The organism is Methanoculleus sp. UBA303 (genome assembly GCA_002501655.1).
Lineage (GTDB): Archaea > Halobacteriota > Methanomicrobia > Methanomicrobiales > Methanoculleaceae > Methanoculleus.
In genome coordinates this window covers 20,227-36,708 of sequence record DANY01000024.1, presented here as the reverse complement: position 1 = coordinate 36,708, position 16,482 = coordinate 20,227, and the positions used below count along the sequence as shown (strand labels likewise).

At 49.1% G+C, this 16,482-nt stretch carries 7 protein-coding genes; 3 read left to right on the top strand and 4 right to left on the bottom strand.

What is annotated here, in order from left to right:
- The first annotated feature begins 24 nt into the window (after positions 1-24).
- From BP846_RS04835 to BP846_RS04825, 3 genes are read left to right on the top strand one after another with little or no spacing between them, the layout of a single operon-like run.
- The gene (locus BP846_RS04835; RefSeq protein ID WP_292392996.1) at positions 25-1,563 is read left to right on the top strand and encodes a hypothetical protein; all 1,539 of its coding nucleotides are present in this window, start codon (positions 25-27) and stop codon (positions 1,561-1,563) included.
- The gene (locus tag BP846_RS04830) at positions 1,541-2,299 is read left to right on the top strand and encodes a DUF6063 family protein (RefSeq protein WP_292392994.1); all 759 of its coding nucleotides are present in this window, start codon (positions 1,541-1,543) and stop codon (positions 2,297-2,299) included. Before BP846_RS04835 ends, BP846_RS04830 begins: the two co-directional genes overlap by 23 nt.
- Positions 2,286-6,689 carry a hypothetical protein gene (locus tag BP846_RS04825; RefSeq protein ID WP_292392992.1) on the top strand — a complete coding sequence of 1,468 codons (4,404 nt, stop codon included), beginning with the start codon at positions 2,286-2,288 and terminating at the stop codon, positions 6,687-6,689. Before BP846_RS04830 ends, BP846_RS04825 begins: the two co-directional genes overlap by 14 nt.
- A 20-nt stretch (positions 6,690-6,709) precedes the next feature.
- Here the strand turns inward: BP846_RS04825 and BP846_RS04820 are convergent, their stop codons facing one another.
- The 4 genes from BP846_RS04820 to BP846_RS04805 are packed head-to-tail and all read right to left on the bottom strand — an operon-like array spanning position 6,710 to position 16,262.
- A complete protein-coding gene (locus BP846_RS04820) occupies positions 6,710-9,343 on the bottom strand; it encodes a hypothetical protein (RefSeq protein WP_292392990.1) in 2,634 nt (877 codons plus the stop codon).
- Positions 9,344-9,397: 54 nt separating this feature from the next.
- On the bottom strand, positions 9,398-12,382 hold the full coding sequence (locus BP846_RS04815; RefSeq protein ID WP_292392988.1) for a type I restriction endonuclease subunit R: 2,985 nt from the start codon (positions 12,380-12,382) through the stop codon (positions 9,398-9,400).
- Entirely contained in the window at positions 12,379-14,304 is a 1,926-nt protein-coding gene (locus BP846_RS04810) for a UvrD-helicase domain-containing protein (RefSeq protein WP_292392986.1), read from the bottom strand. Before BP846_RS04810 ends, BP846_RS04815 begins: the two co-directional genes overlap by 4 nt.
- Positions 14,301-16,262, bottom strand: a complete 1,962-nt coding sequence (locus BP846_RS04805; protein ID WP_292392984.1) for an ATP-dependent nuclease — start codon at positions 16,260-16,262, stop codon at positions 14,301-14,303. Before BP846_RS04805 ends, BP846_RS04810 begins: the two co-directional genes overlap by 4 nt.
- Between the last annotated feature and the right edge of the window lie 220 nt (positions 16,263-16,482).

Sequence of the window (16,482 nt, the reverse complement as noted above, 5' to 3'; positions counted from 1 at the left end):
CGTTTCAAAGAGATTAACAAGCGTATGGACAACTTGAAATGCTTCTATCCGTTTTTCAAGATATTTAACTCTCCGAATATCCAAAAGATGGATTACAACGTGCCTTATCTGGCGCTGGACATGTTGACCCTGCTCATAGAGAAAGGACGGCTTTTAGGACGGGCGGTACCGGTCGATGAGATTGAAGAGCACGTTGAGAAGACGATGGGTGCAATGTACCCCGGCAGAGAGTTTGACTGCCGGGCTGTTTCCCGGGCGGTCCTTGAGTTGCTTGAGACCGACAATCAGGGGATGCTCTATCATTTTCAGTATCCTGACCCGGTGCGGAAAAACCAAGTAGACTATTACATTAACCTGGTCGAGTACGACAGGAGGGAACGGGCTTACCGTATTACCAATGAAGGCCTCGATTTCATGATTAGTATAAAGGAACTCCCTGAAGAGTCCAGAGTATCGGTCAGCCTGATCCTCTTTAAGAAACAGATCGAGAGTGGTTCTTTTCGAAACGCCCTGGAAACGATACGCGACCTCAACCTGAAAGTCCAGCAGAAAAAACGGAAAAAAGAGGACCTTCTGGATAGACTGCTGTATGGTAGTCCCGATGTGATCGAGGACTTTGAGAAGTATACCCATGAGGTGCTCTCCCAGCTCAAACAGGAGCATGAACTCTTTGCCCAGGTGCGGAGCAGCCTCGCCGGTCTGAGAAAAAGCCGGGAGAAGATTGCCGCAAATCCCGAATATCTTGGAAAAGAGGAAGACTTCATTGTGATAAAACAGATCATGGTGGAACTCGAGCACGGGTATGACCTCCACAACGGCCTTTTGAAGGACTATACCGACTTTCCCCGGGAGTACGAACGGATCTGTCGCATCAGAGTTAATTCATTATTTGAGAAGCGGTACCAGTTCCAGGAGGCGCTGGAGAACCGTGTCCGTGCCAATCTCCCGAACGATGCACATATCGTGGAGATGCGCCCATTGCTGCTCCCCACACTGAAGAGATCGTTCAGCCTGCTCAGGATCTTCGAGCCTCAGGCAGTCACGGGTAAGAAAGACGATACCGCCGGAACTCGCACGAAAAATGAATGGACCGACCGAAAATTGATCGACGAGGTCGTTAAAGAGCGTCAGGCAGGCAACTTCAGGGTGTACGCGGATATTCTCTTAACGTCCCTGGCCGAGAGCGGAGACCTTGACCTTACTGCGTACCTTGAGGAGATAGGCCGCAGACTGGGGGAGGAAGGGCTAGAAAATGTCGATCTCATTCCGTTTCTCATCGAACTGAATAGCGGAGCTGAGGTGATCTTGCATGCGGGCAAGCCGGAGGCTGCTGAGATCCGGGACCCGTATGAGACAGTCTTTGACCTCTCGGACCACCGTGAGTCGCCGGTCAGGCGCGAACCAGTTGAGGAGGCTCTTATTGCTGCATCTGATGCGGTGCACTTTCCGTACCGGGTCATCCGGGTGCGTGCCGAGCCGACCGATCGGATCCCCATCGGGATGACCGGCAACGCGTATATCTCGCAGATCAGGTTTTTGGGTGAGGGAAAATATGGAATATAAACGTGAGAATCTTGAGATTGCCATGGATCTACTCTCCTGCATGCTCGAGACGGGTTCGGTGGTGAGGAGTGAGCATCCCAAGGAGTTCATCCGGTACGATCAGGATGCTGAAGTCAGAGATGCGCTTGACCTCTTTACTGAAAAGCTGGGGTTGCTTGTCTGCGAGTATAAAGATGCATTATATCTAAGTCCGGGTGTCAACAACCGGGTCTTAGGCCTCTCGAACACCGAGATCAAGAATGAGCTCGGCAAGGGGTTCAATAACCCTGAGATGTACACTGCGTTTTTTATCATGCATGTCCTCGTGACGGAGTTTCATCGGGAGGCGGTATACGAGACGTTCCGCCTGAAACTCCCCAAAGACCGTCTTCTCGAATCCGTCGAGACCAAGGTGAAGGCGATGGCAGGCCTCGAGGACCTCGAGAGCATCAGCGAGCAGTATCATTTCAATTTCAAGATCATTTACGATCTCTGGACCAGCCTTCCTAAGACCGAGTTCAAAGATGATTCCGATGAGATAAAGCAGCGAGGAGTAGGTTCGAAGATGACCCTGGTCAACGAAACGGTCAAGTTTATGCGGAAACAGGGGCTGGTTGAGGAGCACGACAACGCGATCTACCTCACCGACCGCTGCAAAGCGATCATCGCGGTGGCCTACAACCGGAGCGACGTCCAGTCGGAGATCTCCGATTTCATCGATTCGCTTTCGCGTCAGGAGGCTTGTGAAGATGCCTAAACTGCGGCACGTCAGGGTTGTTAACGCCCAGTTTAACGAGGGGAAAGGCATATACGAGGACTTCCGGATGCCGTTTAACGGTTTCAACGCGACGTATGAACTGGTGAACGGCGGGGGTAAGTCTGTTCTTCTGATGCTGCTTTTACAGTGTGTCCTCCCGAACACCGCCCTCGAACAGAAGAGGCCGTTTCGAGATATGTTTTCGGGAGGCGACGAGAACCGGACGACGCATGTTCTTGCAGAGTGGGAGCTGGATGATAGCGTTGCGGGTGAAAAATACCTGCTGACCGGTTTCTGCGCGAAGAAGCGGTCAAGCACGGATGAAGATGCCCCGCGCAGCGATATCAAGTATTTCAATTACATCCACCTTTATAGCAAGGGGAACGATTACGATATCCACCGCATGCCCCTGTGTTCGTGGGAGAGCGACGAATTCGATGTCCAGGACTATGCCAAGACGCACGCCATGCTCCGGGAAAAAGCATCGGAGTACGCGATCCGGATCACGGAGAAGAAATGGGAGTACCTGGAGTGGCTTAAGGCCTATTACCTTCTGGAGTCCGAGTGGGGCTTGATCAAGGATATCAACAAGCGTGAAAACCACCTCAAGACCTACTTCGGGAGTTACAAATCCTCAAGAGCACTCATCGAAGGCCTGTTGATCGATACTATCGATGTCTGCCTGCGGGATAGGCAACGGCTCAATTATGGCGGAGAGACGGAGGCGTCCAGCATCGAATCACTCGCCGATGCGCTGTATCAGTCTCAGGAAGCACTCAAGCAATTACAGGAGGAACAAAACCACCTCCGGGACTATGAAAAATTGCTATCGGAGATCGGTGCATTGAGCGGTGCAAACGATCGCCTGGTCAGAGCGTACCAGGTGTATGAAGAGGCACGAGACCGGGCTGCGTCGCAGTATAAGGGATACGAAGCAGCGGTATTTCGAAAGGGTGAGGAGATCGGTGAAGTCTTTGAGGCAATCAGGACTGAAGAGGCACGCCACACAGCCCTGTGCTGCGATCGCGAGAGGATGCGGCTGAAGAAGTTCAATGTGCGGGTAAACCTCAGCCGGAACAGGTGGGAAGAGGCGAAGACGGAGAGAGACGGCCTCGAAAGGGAGAGCCTCAACCGGAAGCACACACTTGCCTTTAGCCGTGCGGTGAACAAGTTCCTTAGGATCAAGGGCCTTGAGGCTGATATCCGGGAGATGGAGGCGAGGATGGAGAATACAAAGCTCGCCTACGAGGAGATCTTCAACAAACTCAACCCTCTCGGGAAGACGCTTTTCTCTTATTTTACCTCCGAAGTTGCCCGGACAGAGGGACGCAGGCAGGAGGAAGAGGGCGAAGTTGGTCGGCTTCGATCGGAGATCGGGGAGCACCGGGAGAGCCGCGGGAAGATACAGTATCAAATCGGCGATGCTCAAAAGCGGGCCGCCGAGTGCCGCAAAACCGTCTCAGACCTGGGACGGCGGGAAAAAGAGTTGTCTGATCGGGATAAGAGTTTTCCCCAGGTTTCCGGCAGCCTCCTTCTGGAGGACCATCTCGATGCGACTGCAGCACATATCGACGAGGTGGAGCAGGCGTGTACTCTCCTCTTTGCTGCGATCGATGCGCTCAAGGACGCACTCTCAGTGAAGATGAAGGATGAGGATGTCCTGAAGGTAAAGATCCAGGGTGAGGAGCAGATGATCGACCGCATCCGGCATGAGATCGCACTCTTTGAGGAGGAGAAGAGGAGTGTGCTGGAGGTCGTCAGAGCTTGCGGGAAAGATGGCGTCCACTCCTGTCGTGATTACCTTCAGGCGGAGACCAATCTCGGGAGAGATGCGCTGACAGTCCTCAAGTTGAAACTGAAGGCGCTGCATCAGGAGCTGGAAACCGTCCAGAAGTACGGCTTTCCCCTGAGCGATGGTTTCGTGCGGGCTCTCGACGCCCTGAAAGGCCGGTATCCTTCTGTCATGAGCGGTGCCGAGTACCTCAAGGGTCTTCCCGAGGTGAAGGCGGCAGATGTCCTGGAGGTTGCACCCTGGCTGCCGAAGGCGGTACTCCTCCTCGACCAGCACTTCAAAGAGGTCGTCCGCAACCCGTACGCCCTCCCCGTCGAGGTCCAGGACTCTCCAGTCATCCTGGTCAGTTTCAATTCTCTGCGGGAGAGCAGGGTTTTGTCGCTTGGGGATGTATTCATCCCCCATCGCAACGCCGATCACGCCATCGATGTCCTCACCCGGAACAGGGTTATTGAGCGCTTAAAAACGGAGAGCGCGACAGTCGATGCGGAGATCACCCAGCGTGAAGAGTCGGTTACGGCTATAGCGGAGGACCTTGGTCTCGTACAGCAGTTCATCCACCGCTATCCGGATCCCAACGAGTTTGCAAAGGGAGAAGAACTGGCGGACCACGCCCGTCTGAGGGAAGAGTACCTGCAACAGCTCAAGGCAGTCGCAGCAGCGATTAGAGAAGATAAAACAACCCTTGCTGAAAAGCAGGATGACCTGACTGAAAAACAGCGGCAACGTGAGGTGTTCGCGAAGAAACTCGACTTGCTGAAAGAATGGCTGGATGTCACGAAGCAGAAGGAGACGGTTGGCAAAGATCTGACGAGTGAACTTCAGAGGGAGAGGGAGCTGGTTGATGCACTGCGAAAGATGGATGCAGTGTTATCCGGGCTCAATCTTAAGGAGTCTGCAAAGAGTGAGTCCGTCATGCAGCTGAGCAAACATCTGGTCGGACTGAAACGGGAGCTTGAAGAGTACGAGACCTACGCGGAAGTACGCGTCGAACCTCTCAGTGGTCGGGACATCGAGTGGGTACGCTCGGAGTACCGGGCTGCAAAGGGAGCGCTCGATGAAACAGCGGGCGGTCTGGAGGAACTCGAAGATGGGATACGAAGAAACCGGGTAGACGTTGCCGGGTACAAAGAGGATATACGGCTCATGGGCATATCCCTGGAAGAGATTGGGTCTGCCGACCCGAAACAGCCGTACTCGGACGGGTATATAGAGCAGCTCGAGAGTGGTATCCACGACCTCCAAGAAGAACTGAAGGGTGCCGAAGGTCGGTTTACGAAGGTGTATGAGGAGTGCTATCGCCTCCACCTTGAGTTTACGAAGATGATCGACGATTATCATCTCCATGCTCCCAATGCATACGTTCCTGACCCTCTGCTCGTCGATGCATCGCAGATAGAGGAGGAACTGGCCGCAAAGGAAAGGGAGGTTGCAACGGTCGGCTATGGTATCGAAAAACTGAAGGTTGCCGGGCGGGAGAAGGAGCAGGAACTTGTCGAACTGCAGGACAACCTGACCGAATACCGGGTCCTGGACGGTGCTCATGGTTTTGCGAACCGCGATGTACTCCCTGCCGGGGACCTCAGGGGACACCGTGCTCTCAGAGAGGAGCTGGGGAGCGGGGAGAAGAGTGTCCGGAACGGGAAAGTACAGGTCACCTCTGCAAAAGAGGCCTGCGTCCATAATATCACGGGAATTGCTGTAGCACCCGCCTTTAAAGATACGCTCAAACTGAAGTTCAGGACTGCCGAGACTCTCGGTGAGGCAGAGTCCGCCCATAGCGACCTGGAGAAATATTCCGCTAGCATACGCTCGAAGGTCGAGATGATCGGAAAGCAGATAGAAGTGTTCAAAGGGATTGAAGAGAAGGTCGTAAAACAGGCGCTCGGGGTGGCGATGCTTTACCAGCAATATCTCAAGGACTTCCCCGGGATGTCGAAGATAGATCTCGATGGTAAAGATTACGATATGGTGCGAATCAATTTCGCCCAGTGCACCTATCCGGAAGCCGAGGCAGAGGTCGAGATGCGCCGGTATATTCAGGACCTCAGCCGGAGCATCGAGAGCGGGAAGATAGGGCAGGACGACCTCGTCGATCACTTACGGCCAAAGCAGCTGGTGAGCCGGGTCATGGATATGGGAAGAGTCCGCGTAAAGATACGCAAGATAGACCGCGGCTCCCGGGACTTCCAGGCATGGGACATGATTAAGGCATCTGAGGGACAGGAGAACGCGATATACATCATCTTCTTCGTCATTCTCATGTCTTTCATCAGGCACATTGTCGTCAGCGGAATCTACGAGAAAACTGCAAAGGTGCTGATAGTCGACAACCCGTTCGGGTCTACCGGCGCATACTACCTCTGGGAGCCGATCTGGTCGATCCTCGAACGGAACAACGTCCAGTTGATCTGCTCCGGCCATAAAATCCGGTCGGAGATCCGGGAGTTCTTCCCGATAAACCACCTCCTCACTGAGGAGATCTCAACGGATAACACGATCCGGATCAACATCAAAGTGGAGGCGGTCGGCGAAGCGAAAGATGCTCTGGAGCGCAGTCAACGAAACACGCTTCTTGCTTGGACGGATGTTCGGTAGGTCTTTTCAGTTATGGCTTTTCAACGTTTTTGTAACTCATAGAGTAAAGATAACTTTTCAAAAGAATCAGCAAATCTCTCAGACTGAATTTTTGCACGAATCCGGGCATTTCGTATCAAGCCAGGTTCCTGGATATACCGATCATATAGCACATTCTCAACAACTTTGGATACTTGTTCCTTTGAAATTCTTTTGTTTAAGTCAAAGGCCAATGCTCTAAACTCATTTACCCCTAGATTGCTCTCTAATGCATCTAAAATATCTTCTTTTAAGTCGTCTCTAGTCAGAATTTTCTTTTCTTTTGTTTTTAAGTCGTCGTTTTCAGACCTAATTATCTCATAAATCGATTTGTAATTAATTGTTTGGAATAGATCGACTTTCTCTTCAAATCTCAATACGCTTGCCTGTTTTTCTGGGGGTACATGATCAGAAGCAAGTTTTGAGATGTAATTTGCAAAATCAAGATTTTTTATTGTCACAATATCTGAGATGTCATTGTCGTCTAATAAACCAAGACAATATTTCGATAGAGTGATTCTGTGAATGACTAATCCTATATCAAACTTCTCGCTATCCAAATTGGGATGTGATATACGGAGTAATAGTTTCAAATCGCTTAAGATGTTTTTTTCAAAATCAGAAAAACTTTCATTCTCTTCTAACACGCCAATACGAGTGCTTCGGGAGAAATTGATAAAATCATACTTTGGAGTTACACCATATTTTCTTTCAATTTGTTTGATTTGATCGTGAGACTTATACCCCCACTTTTTATCAGGGTCTTGTGATTCTAAATCTCTAATGGATAGAGAATCTACCAACTCTCTCAAATTTCCGCATCTTGAATCAAACATGATTATATATGCCCCAAAGATTTGAGCATCAATAGCTTTTTCGATTGAATCGATGTCGGCGTTTTGGAAATTATCTCTCAATAAATCCTGCAATATTGAGAATTTTTCAATTTTAGAAATTTTTTCTTTAATCTCCTCGGCAGATGTCTCAATGAACTTTTTTAAATACGATCCGCTACTATCGAACCATTTGCCTTCATTAAGTTCAGATTTGAGGAATTTAAAGTCATCAGAGTTCCGTTTTGAATATTCTAATTCAATCAACTCAAGATCTTGTATCAATTCTATGAGCAGAACCGGTTCAGCCCTATTGAAGTCATTTGATTTTTCATAATATGCCCGAATAATCGATGTTGTCATATCGTCAGCCGATCTTTGGCATGCAGGCCTCCTCATCGACAACTCATTATTAAATTTTAACGAAATGGATGCATTTGCAAAGCCGTGGCAATATTCCTCAGGTAACGAGTAAATCTCGCTTAATGCATCCGTGCCTATTTTGTATGCTAAATCAATAACTTGAATTGCAAAGTTATCAGTTTGAACCTTTTGCTCATCAATTATATATCGAAGAGTAGGCTTGAATTGTAGATTTATTCCATTGCTTACAAGAAAACCAATGTAACTATTAATATAATCCATCTGCCTGATTTTATTGGAAACTATTCTGTTGATTTCGGTCAGATCAAATGTATCAATAGACGCCAATATCCTGACAACGTCGTCTGGTTGATATTGGTAATATGGAGGTGGGTCGACAATTCTTCTGTTATTAATCAATATTTGTGAAAGCGCATGGAGGTCGTTGTGGGAATTGAGAATTTCCCTGAATATTTTTTTCGTATCCTGTCCATTGTGTTCGTAAAACAGCAGCAATATCAAATTTTGAGAGGCTTTGACTCCCTCGCTCCTCAATTGGATGATTATCTCATCAACTATCGATCTTTCCCAAATACCTTCATCATCGATTATTTGAACATCTGCCGGTGCAAATTGCTTTAATGTATTGAAAAAATCGGGATTTCTACATAATCCGTAATAATTGAGTGCAATCCTGAAGTTCTCAACTAAAGTGCGATATCTCGTCAAAAGAGTCAATTCATCGAACGCTTGTGAGATGAGGGGTAATGATTTCCCAACGTTAACAATCAGGGTATCCATCACTCTACTTGCCTGTGTGAAAAATGGTTTCGTGTTTGTAAATTTTTGCGTCTGGACTTGTCTTCTATTAACTTTCCAATTCTGCTGCGTGATTAATAATTTGTTCTTACTCAATGATTCAAATGAATCGTCTAAAGAATTCTCAACGGACTGATATGATTTCCACATCAAAAAAAGAGAATAACCTATGACTATTGAGATTATTAAATGAAGGAGAGAGAACCCTATTATGCTGATTCCCAAAAGGGGCAATGTATCAACGATATTTCCAAAAAGCGAAATTGTGAATACACATCCTATTAAGAGCAAAACTGGAAGAATGAGTTGATTGTATCGATATTTGATTTGATGATTCATATTACTAAGAGATTCAATAGCATTTGCAACAGAAGATGTTGCAATTCCTAAACGTGACCTAATCAATTCCTCTAGCTCAATCTCATCACTAGACAGACAGTTATTAATTTGTTCTATTTGATTTTGGGCATTTTCAAAAGAGTTTTCGACATTTGCATAAAGACATATTAATTCCTGTTCCACAGACTGTTTCTCGGAACCAATTTCATCAATATAGCTGGACACCTCTCCCTGAATATCACGAAAACTTTTTTTGCTAGCGTCCGAAGCCTCTCTCTTCATTTAATTACCGAATTGCGCTGACAGCCTATGAGGATTTCGATTATGCTCGAGGAGTTAGTAATACTCCCGAATGTAGGCGTAAGCCCGATCGAAGAGCTCCTGGTCGGTGTGAAGTTTGTACTTGAGAAGAGTACGCCGGAGCTCCTTCTGAACAAGCCGCTCGCCCTGTGAAGTGTGCTGCCAGTCCGGGAAACGTACCTTCCGCACGATCTCGTCGATATCGGTGACGATGCGCTCGACGATGATATGCGTTCCATTGCTTTTTGCCTCGTTGAAGAGTTCGGTGAGCGCTTCCTTGGCCTGGTCGCGTTCTTCTTCCGGGTCGACCTTTCGCTCGGCCTCGACCACGTCCCTGGCCACTTCAAGAATCGCTTTCAGGAACTCCAGGCTGGTGATGAAGCCCTGCTCGTGGCGTTCCTTGATCCTCTCCAATCGCTCGCCCAGTTCGATGAATGCCGGATTGTTTGCATGCTTGCGGAGACGGGCAACGAGTTTGATCTCGATCTCGCGGGCCTTCTTCCCCGGGTTGGTATCATTGAGGATCTCGTGGAGCACCTGCGCATCCAGCACCAGCGTCTCGACGTCATCCCGCACCGACTCCACATGGACGTTCTGGTTGATCAGCTCGACAGTCTTCGCGCCGAGGGCATGCCACAGCAATTTGCCGTGGCCGCTTGGCGGTTTCACGGATTCATAGACCTGCGTGAGCCACCTGAAGTCTTTCTCGTACGGGCCGAGCACGGGATCGGGCGAGAGTGCCTCCCAGATTGTGCTCAGTACTGAATACTCCGCCGCGAACCTGTCGCGGATATCGTTGTTCGGCAGGCATTGCTGCGCGGCCATGAGCCCTTCGAAGGTGCTCACGGTTCGGTCCACTCCCGGGAAGAATGCGAGGCATTTCTGAACCTGGATAGGCAGGGCTTTCCGCAATTCATCAATGTTGGTGATGACCTGCTGCACAACCTTTTCATCGAAGTCGAGCGCCTGTGCCACGTCGTCGAAGATGCCGATGTAATCCACGATGAGCCCGTGAGTCTTTTTTTGGCCGAATGTGCGGTTCGTCCGGCAGATGGCCTGCAGGAGATTGTGGTCTCTCATCGGCTTATCGAGATACATCGCCTGCAGGATGGGTGCATCAAAACCGGTCAGCAGTTTACTGGTCACGATGAGGAACTTCAACGGATCTGCCGGATCACGGAAGCGGTCGAGCAGTTTCTCCTCGGCGTCTTTATCCCGGGCATGGACTTTCCACTCGAGCGGGTCGCCGGACTGGCTGATCATCACGATAGCGCTGGCTTCCGGATCGATTAACTCGTCCATCACCTGCTTGTAGAGCACGCAACACTCGCGGTCGAAGGTAACTACCTGGGCCTTAAAGCTGTTCGGCTCCACTTTGGTCTGGTAGTGCCTGACGATGTGGTTCACCACGGCGCGGACACGCTCGGGGTTCTTCACCAGCACGGCCATCTTGGCTGCCCGTTTGGCGAGGTCGTCGCGATCCTGTTCGTTCAAGGAGCCGGCGACCTCCCGGTACGCTTCGTCGATAGCCGCCTTGTCGACCTTCAGCCGTACCTCTGGAGCCTCGAAGTGGAGAGGCAGGGTTGCCCGGTCGCGGATGGACTCCTGGAACGAGTAACGGCTCATGTAGCCCATCTCGTCTTCGTCGGCGCCGAAGGCCCAGAAGGTATTCCGGTCGGCACGGTTGATGGGCGTCCCGGTGAGGCCGAAGAGGAATGCGTTCGGCAGCGCCTCGCGCATCTTCCGGCCGAGGTCTCCCTCCTGGGTACGGTGCGCCTCGTCCACCATCACGATGATGTTCGAGCGTTCGTTCAGCCTTCCGTCGGCCTCGGCGAACTTGTGTACGGTGGTGATGAGCACTTTACGAACGTCCTGGGCGAGGAGGGTCTGCAACTCCTGCCGTGTGGCGACGCCCACCATATTCGGTATATCGGCAGCGCTGAAGGTGGCGGTGATCTGGGTGTCGAGGTCGATGCGGTCAACGACGATCATCACCGTAGGGTTGCCGAGTTTCGGGTGCAGGCGGAGTTTCTGCGCTGCGAAGACCATGAGGAGCGATTTACCGCTGCCCTGAAAGTGCCAGATGAGTCCTTTCTTTGGATAGCCTTTCACCACGCGATCCACGATCTGGTTGGCGGTGAAGAACTGCTGATACCGGGCGATGATCTTGATCCGGCGGTGCTTCTTATCGGTAGCAAAGAGCGTGTAGTACTGCAGGAGGTCGAGCACCATCTCCGGCCGGAGCATGCTCTCGACAGCCCGGCGCACATCGACAAGCATTCCTTCCGGCTCATTCTCCTCCGTCCGCCACGGCCCCCAGAGATCGATCGGCATTCTGATGGAGCCGTACCGGTAGGCCTTGCCCTCGGTGGCGAAGGAGAAGATGTTCGGCACGAACATGGCCGGCACCTGCTTTTCGTAGATCTCGTTGATCTGGAAGGCACCGTCGAACCAGGTCACGGCGCTCCGGGTGGGCGTTTTTGCCTCGCCGATGACCAGCGGGAGTCCGTTGATGACAAAGACCACGTCGAACCGCTTCTCAACCGAGCCGGCCTGGTAGGTCCACTGGTTGGTGACGACAAGGTGATTATTAGCCGGATTTGCGGCGTCGACGAGCCGCACGGGGACGTGCTCCCCGTTCTTCCCGAAGGGCATGGTCTTCTCGCCCCGGAGCCAGGCCATGAAGTTTTCGTTTGCCCGGACGAGGCCGTCGGCCTGTACGGCGAGGAGGATGGCGCGGAGGTTGTAGATGACCTCGTCCACCCGGTCGGGCTCGGCAGCAATCTCGGGGTTCAGGTTGATAAGAGCCTCGCGCAGCCACGACTCCACCATCACGTCGCCCCACTGCCGAGGAATTTCCGTGGGAGGTACGTATTTCCAGCGGGCCGGGTGGAGATCGCCGCCGAGAGACCCGCCCCAGCCGGGAGGGTTTTCCCGGACGACCGGCCGCTCGCTCCGCCGCTGCCGGGTGACGGTGTCGAGGATCATCTGCTCGACGGTGCTCGCTTCGGTGAAGGTCATTCCAGCACCTCTTTTTCCTTAATCAGCTCTGATACAGAATGAATCTCCCACCCATTATTCTTCAATTCTTTTTCATGTCCAATAGTGTTTGATACTTGGCATCCAAAGGCTAGCAGGTGTTTTGGGCGACTAAAGGCAACGTGAGCAATTTTTAGGTTCTGTATGTGACGTTCCTTTTTTAGTTCACTCGAGGGCCGTTTACCCTTTAGGAAGTTAATCAACCGCTTTGCATCTGTTTCCCCATAATAATCTGTCTCTAGGTATAGCGTTGCGGCATGCGTTTCGCCTTTAACAGAGTGAACTGTCCCGACATTAATGACAGTCCCATTATCTGAAATAAACCGGTTGATTGGTTCTTTTGTATCGGGTTGGGTTGTGAAATCGATGGTGTCACTGAAAAGAAAAGTCTCTTCTTCGTCTCCGTCTATCGACCAAATGGGCATAATGATTGCATTTACCGAATCCCTAAGCTCAATAGCGTTTAGATGTGAATTGAGAGCCCTAAGGTAACTATCGGCAATTTGAGAACGAAACTTAGTATAACTCTTTTCATCCTGATGCTTCCAATATCTCTCAACAGCATGCGGAGTATAAGAACGGCCGGATCCCTCTACTTTAATCCCGGTATCATCGAGAGCGTGAGCGATCCCTTGTAGAATGATTTCAAAAAAGCACTTTACGCACTCAAAATTCACTATATGGATTGCGTAAGCGGTATAAGAAATCATATTAGAAAATTGCCTGCTGGAAGATTTCTGGAATCTTTTAAATTGGGGAAAGTACATTGGAATACATAATTTCCCTTCAGCGGTGTTATCCTTCCCTATCCATCCGATTGCATAATACGGATCTTCAGGTATTGCATATTTATGGATCAGTTCTGCAAAGACGCGGAGGACTTGCTGCTCCTCACCGGGTGAAAAAGTGATTATCTGGGGAGCGTGAGTGTTTCTTGATTGACAGGCCTTTAGAGTAATATTATCCTGAACTCGGACAGAACTTAGTAATCTTGAAATAGTATTGCCATAGCGTTGGGAATCTGAAAAGTGAAGTGGAGATTTTGGTTGCCAGACAATACTGTTCCCTTTATCTGAATTGAAAATAGCCTGATTGGGGTCACCTATGCGCTGAACCATGATCTTTTCTGGTTGAAAAACGGCATCTAATACTTGGAACTGATGCTCATTTGTGTCCTGAGATTCGTCAAGGAAAAACATGCAAAAGCGATCTTGAAATGCCTGACAAATTTCTGGAATGGAATTTAGATATCTTAACGCAATAGAATATGCATCATTAAAGCTGAGAAAACCTCTTTCTAACACATCCATTCGGATATTGTTTATTCTTTGATATGTAGGCGTATCCTCACGTAGATTACTTATTGGTGCATCTAGATTTTTCCCAACTTTCAAAGTCTCAGGGTGAAGCCAGTAATTACCCAGAGTGCTTATTCCGCCTCTGGGTTCCATCCATTTCTGAAGACGGAAGTCCCTTGAATAAAGTCTCTTTAATTCCGAAAAAAAGCGATCGTTATCAATTGCGACAATTGACTTTTCAAATTCAGACCTGTAACCTGGTATCGCTAGGAACTGATTAACGAAGCCTTGAATCGTCCCGAAAAAGTTTGGATATCGGAATAGCGAGTCAGTAGCAGGGCCCGCTCGTCGTGTAATTTCATCAATTGCTACATTAGTGTGCGTTAGGACACAGATTCCCTGACCGCCCTCAAATGACATTCTTCTCGCCAATATCAAAAGTTTTCCGAGCAACGCAGTTGTTTTACCACTTCCTGGACAGGCAATCACATCACGCGACTCCATACAACGAATGAATGCCCTGCGTTCGTCATCAAAGGATTGCCCCGCCGGAAGCAGTAGTTTCTCAGCATAGGCGATGTCATCTTCAGTTATCTTAACGATCATTCGAGGATCTCCTGCGGCTCGGTAACATGATAGATGGCATCGAGAAGATACTGAAGGGAACTGGCAGCCTGGAGATCAGACTTTAGTGATTTTAATCCTTCGACTGCAATTTTATCTTCTAGAAACTGTGCGAATACTTGGGCGGTTATGGCCTTTGATATTTCTTTGCCAAGCATTTGCTTTTTGTAGATCTCAAAAGCAATTTTTTCACTCTTTCGAGGATCACCATCCCAGGTATCTAGCCATCCTTTAAGGTTAGATTGAACCGTTTCATCGACTTTGTTAGCCTTGCCCTCTTGGGGAACGCCACTCTGTGAGTTCGCTACTTTTTCTGCCCATAACACTGATCGATAGAAATCAGTTCGAAACTGCGGTGATAGAACAATTTCATATTCTAAAGTCCAGTTTGGTGAGACGAATACTTTGATCTCATCGTTTGCAAATCGCAAAAGGTTACGTTTTCGGTTAATTTTTGCCGCATCTATCTCTTCTTTTGTCTGCTTTTTCTCGGCTATTTCACTGTATTCAAGAGGTTTCACATCCATATCGGTTATGAGGGCAACCTTGACTCCCATTGGTTCGCCATCCTGACGACGGAAGATTTCCACAAAATGTGAGAATGCTGTACTACCTACATTGACAATTGAAACCCCGTAGCGGTGCAAAGGTCGATCAATAATTTTTGCTATAGTGGGGATCAGAAGATTCTCGGCATCACCTTCCACGAGCAACACACCCCGGGCGAAAAAGAGGTTTGCCTTGGTTGCATCCAAGAACCGTTGGAGAAAATCGTAATTTTTTCTCTCAAGTGTTGTGTAATTACTTCCCATAGGGAATGCTTTACTCTCCTTGCAAAGGATCAGGTTTTCAAGCGGAATGCTTGATCCCATAGTGGTGCTGTGGGTGGTAAGGATGTATTGACCCGTTGTAGATTTTTCTTTGAGGTAATGGATCAGACGAAGCTGGGCCTGCGGATGTAAATGGGCTTCTAATTCTTCAATCAGAGCAAGTTTCAGGCCGACATTCTCTTCAGATTGTAATAGCAACAACTCTGTTGCCATAAACAGGAGGTTTGCTGCCCCAAGTCCGGATGGGTTTATATCTAGTGACAGAGAGAGGCGTTTGAGGATATCAAATAAGTCACCTCCGGAAATAGTGACAGAAGGCGAGTGGGGCTCATTTTGCGGGAAAAAGGCTTCGACATAGGTATTCAGCATCTTCATCATTTCGCTGGCATCAGAACCATCACCTTTATGTTTGAAGTAATCCACGATGGCTTTGTTCGCATCGTCAAAAATGGCCTCCAGCTTGTGCCTGTTAGGGCCGTCTTTTTGGAAGAGAGTATGGGCCTTAAGAATTTGGGCAAATCGTGAGCGCCTCCCCGGAGTTAACTCTGCATCGGCATCGCGCAGAGGCTTAAGATAAGTAATGCGCAAAAGCGCTCGTGCATCGCCATCTATAGGAATTCCGATTTGATCTTGGCCTGCTCGCAAATCGGTGACAATTCGGTTTCCCTTAATCCGTGCAGCATAACGAACTTTAAGAACATAACGCTTCGAGCCTTCGGCATCCTCATTTCCAAGCCATTCCAGGAATCTCCCTGCTTCCTGATCTGTAAATCCACGGAAGGTACACTCGATTCTTAATTCCTGTGTCCTCTTTCCGTCTTCTGTGTGAAAGTCAGATTCATCCAAGCGGATCCACTCTCCGCTCTGCGTCCCTAAAGTATACCGGATTGCATCAATAATTGCTGTTTTACCAGAATCATTCTCGCCGATGAGGACATTCATTCCTTCATGGAACTGGACAGTTACTCCAGGTAGCGAACTCTCAATTGACTCACCATTGATACCATATTTCCTGAAATTCCAAAGTTTCAATTCGGAAAGATACATGCTACCAGCCAGTTTTTGAGAAGAGTCGACGTTCGGTTGCGGCGTCAAGCGCAATATCTGCATTAAGGCTTATTTTCTCGAAATTGCTTGAAACGGTGAAAATCATGCCAGCGTCTCCTGGCGGCTTTTTCTGATCAATAAAAATGAATTGATCTGCTCTCTTAGCTGTCGATTCATTAAAGCGTTCTTTATACTCTCTCATGGATTACTTTTCCTATTTGGTTGCGCTGTACTCTTTTACACCTTAAAGAGCAATTATGAGAATTGATTTTAAAACGAGTGA

What these genes read in the sequence shown, in the direction of transcription:
- BP846_RS04815 (WP_292392988.1), bottom strand. Translation starts at nt 12,382, where the DNA reads ATGACCTTCACCGAAGCGAGCACCGTCGAGCAGATGATCCTCGACACC.
- BP846_RS04820 (WP_292392990.1), bottom strand. Translation starts at nt 9,343, where the DNA reads ATGAAGAGAGAGGCTTCGGACGCTAGCAAAAAAAGTTTTCGTGATATT.
- BP846_RS04805 (WP_292392984.1), bottom strand. Translation starts at nt 16,262, where the DNA reads ATGCAGATATTGCGCTTGACGCCGCAACCGAACGTCGACTCTTCTCAA.
- BP846_RS04810 (WP_292392986.1), bottom strand. Translation starts at nt 14,304, where the DNA reads ATGATCGTTAAGATAACTGAAGATGACATCGCCTATGCTGAGAAACTA.
- BP846_RS04835 (WP_292392996.1), top strand. Translation starts at nt 25, where the DNA reads ATGGACAACTTGAAATGCTTCTATCCGTTTTTCAAGATATTTAACTCT.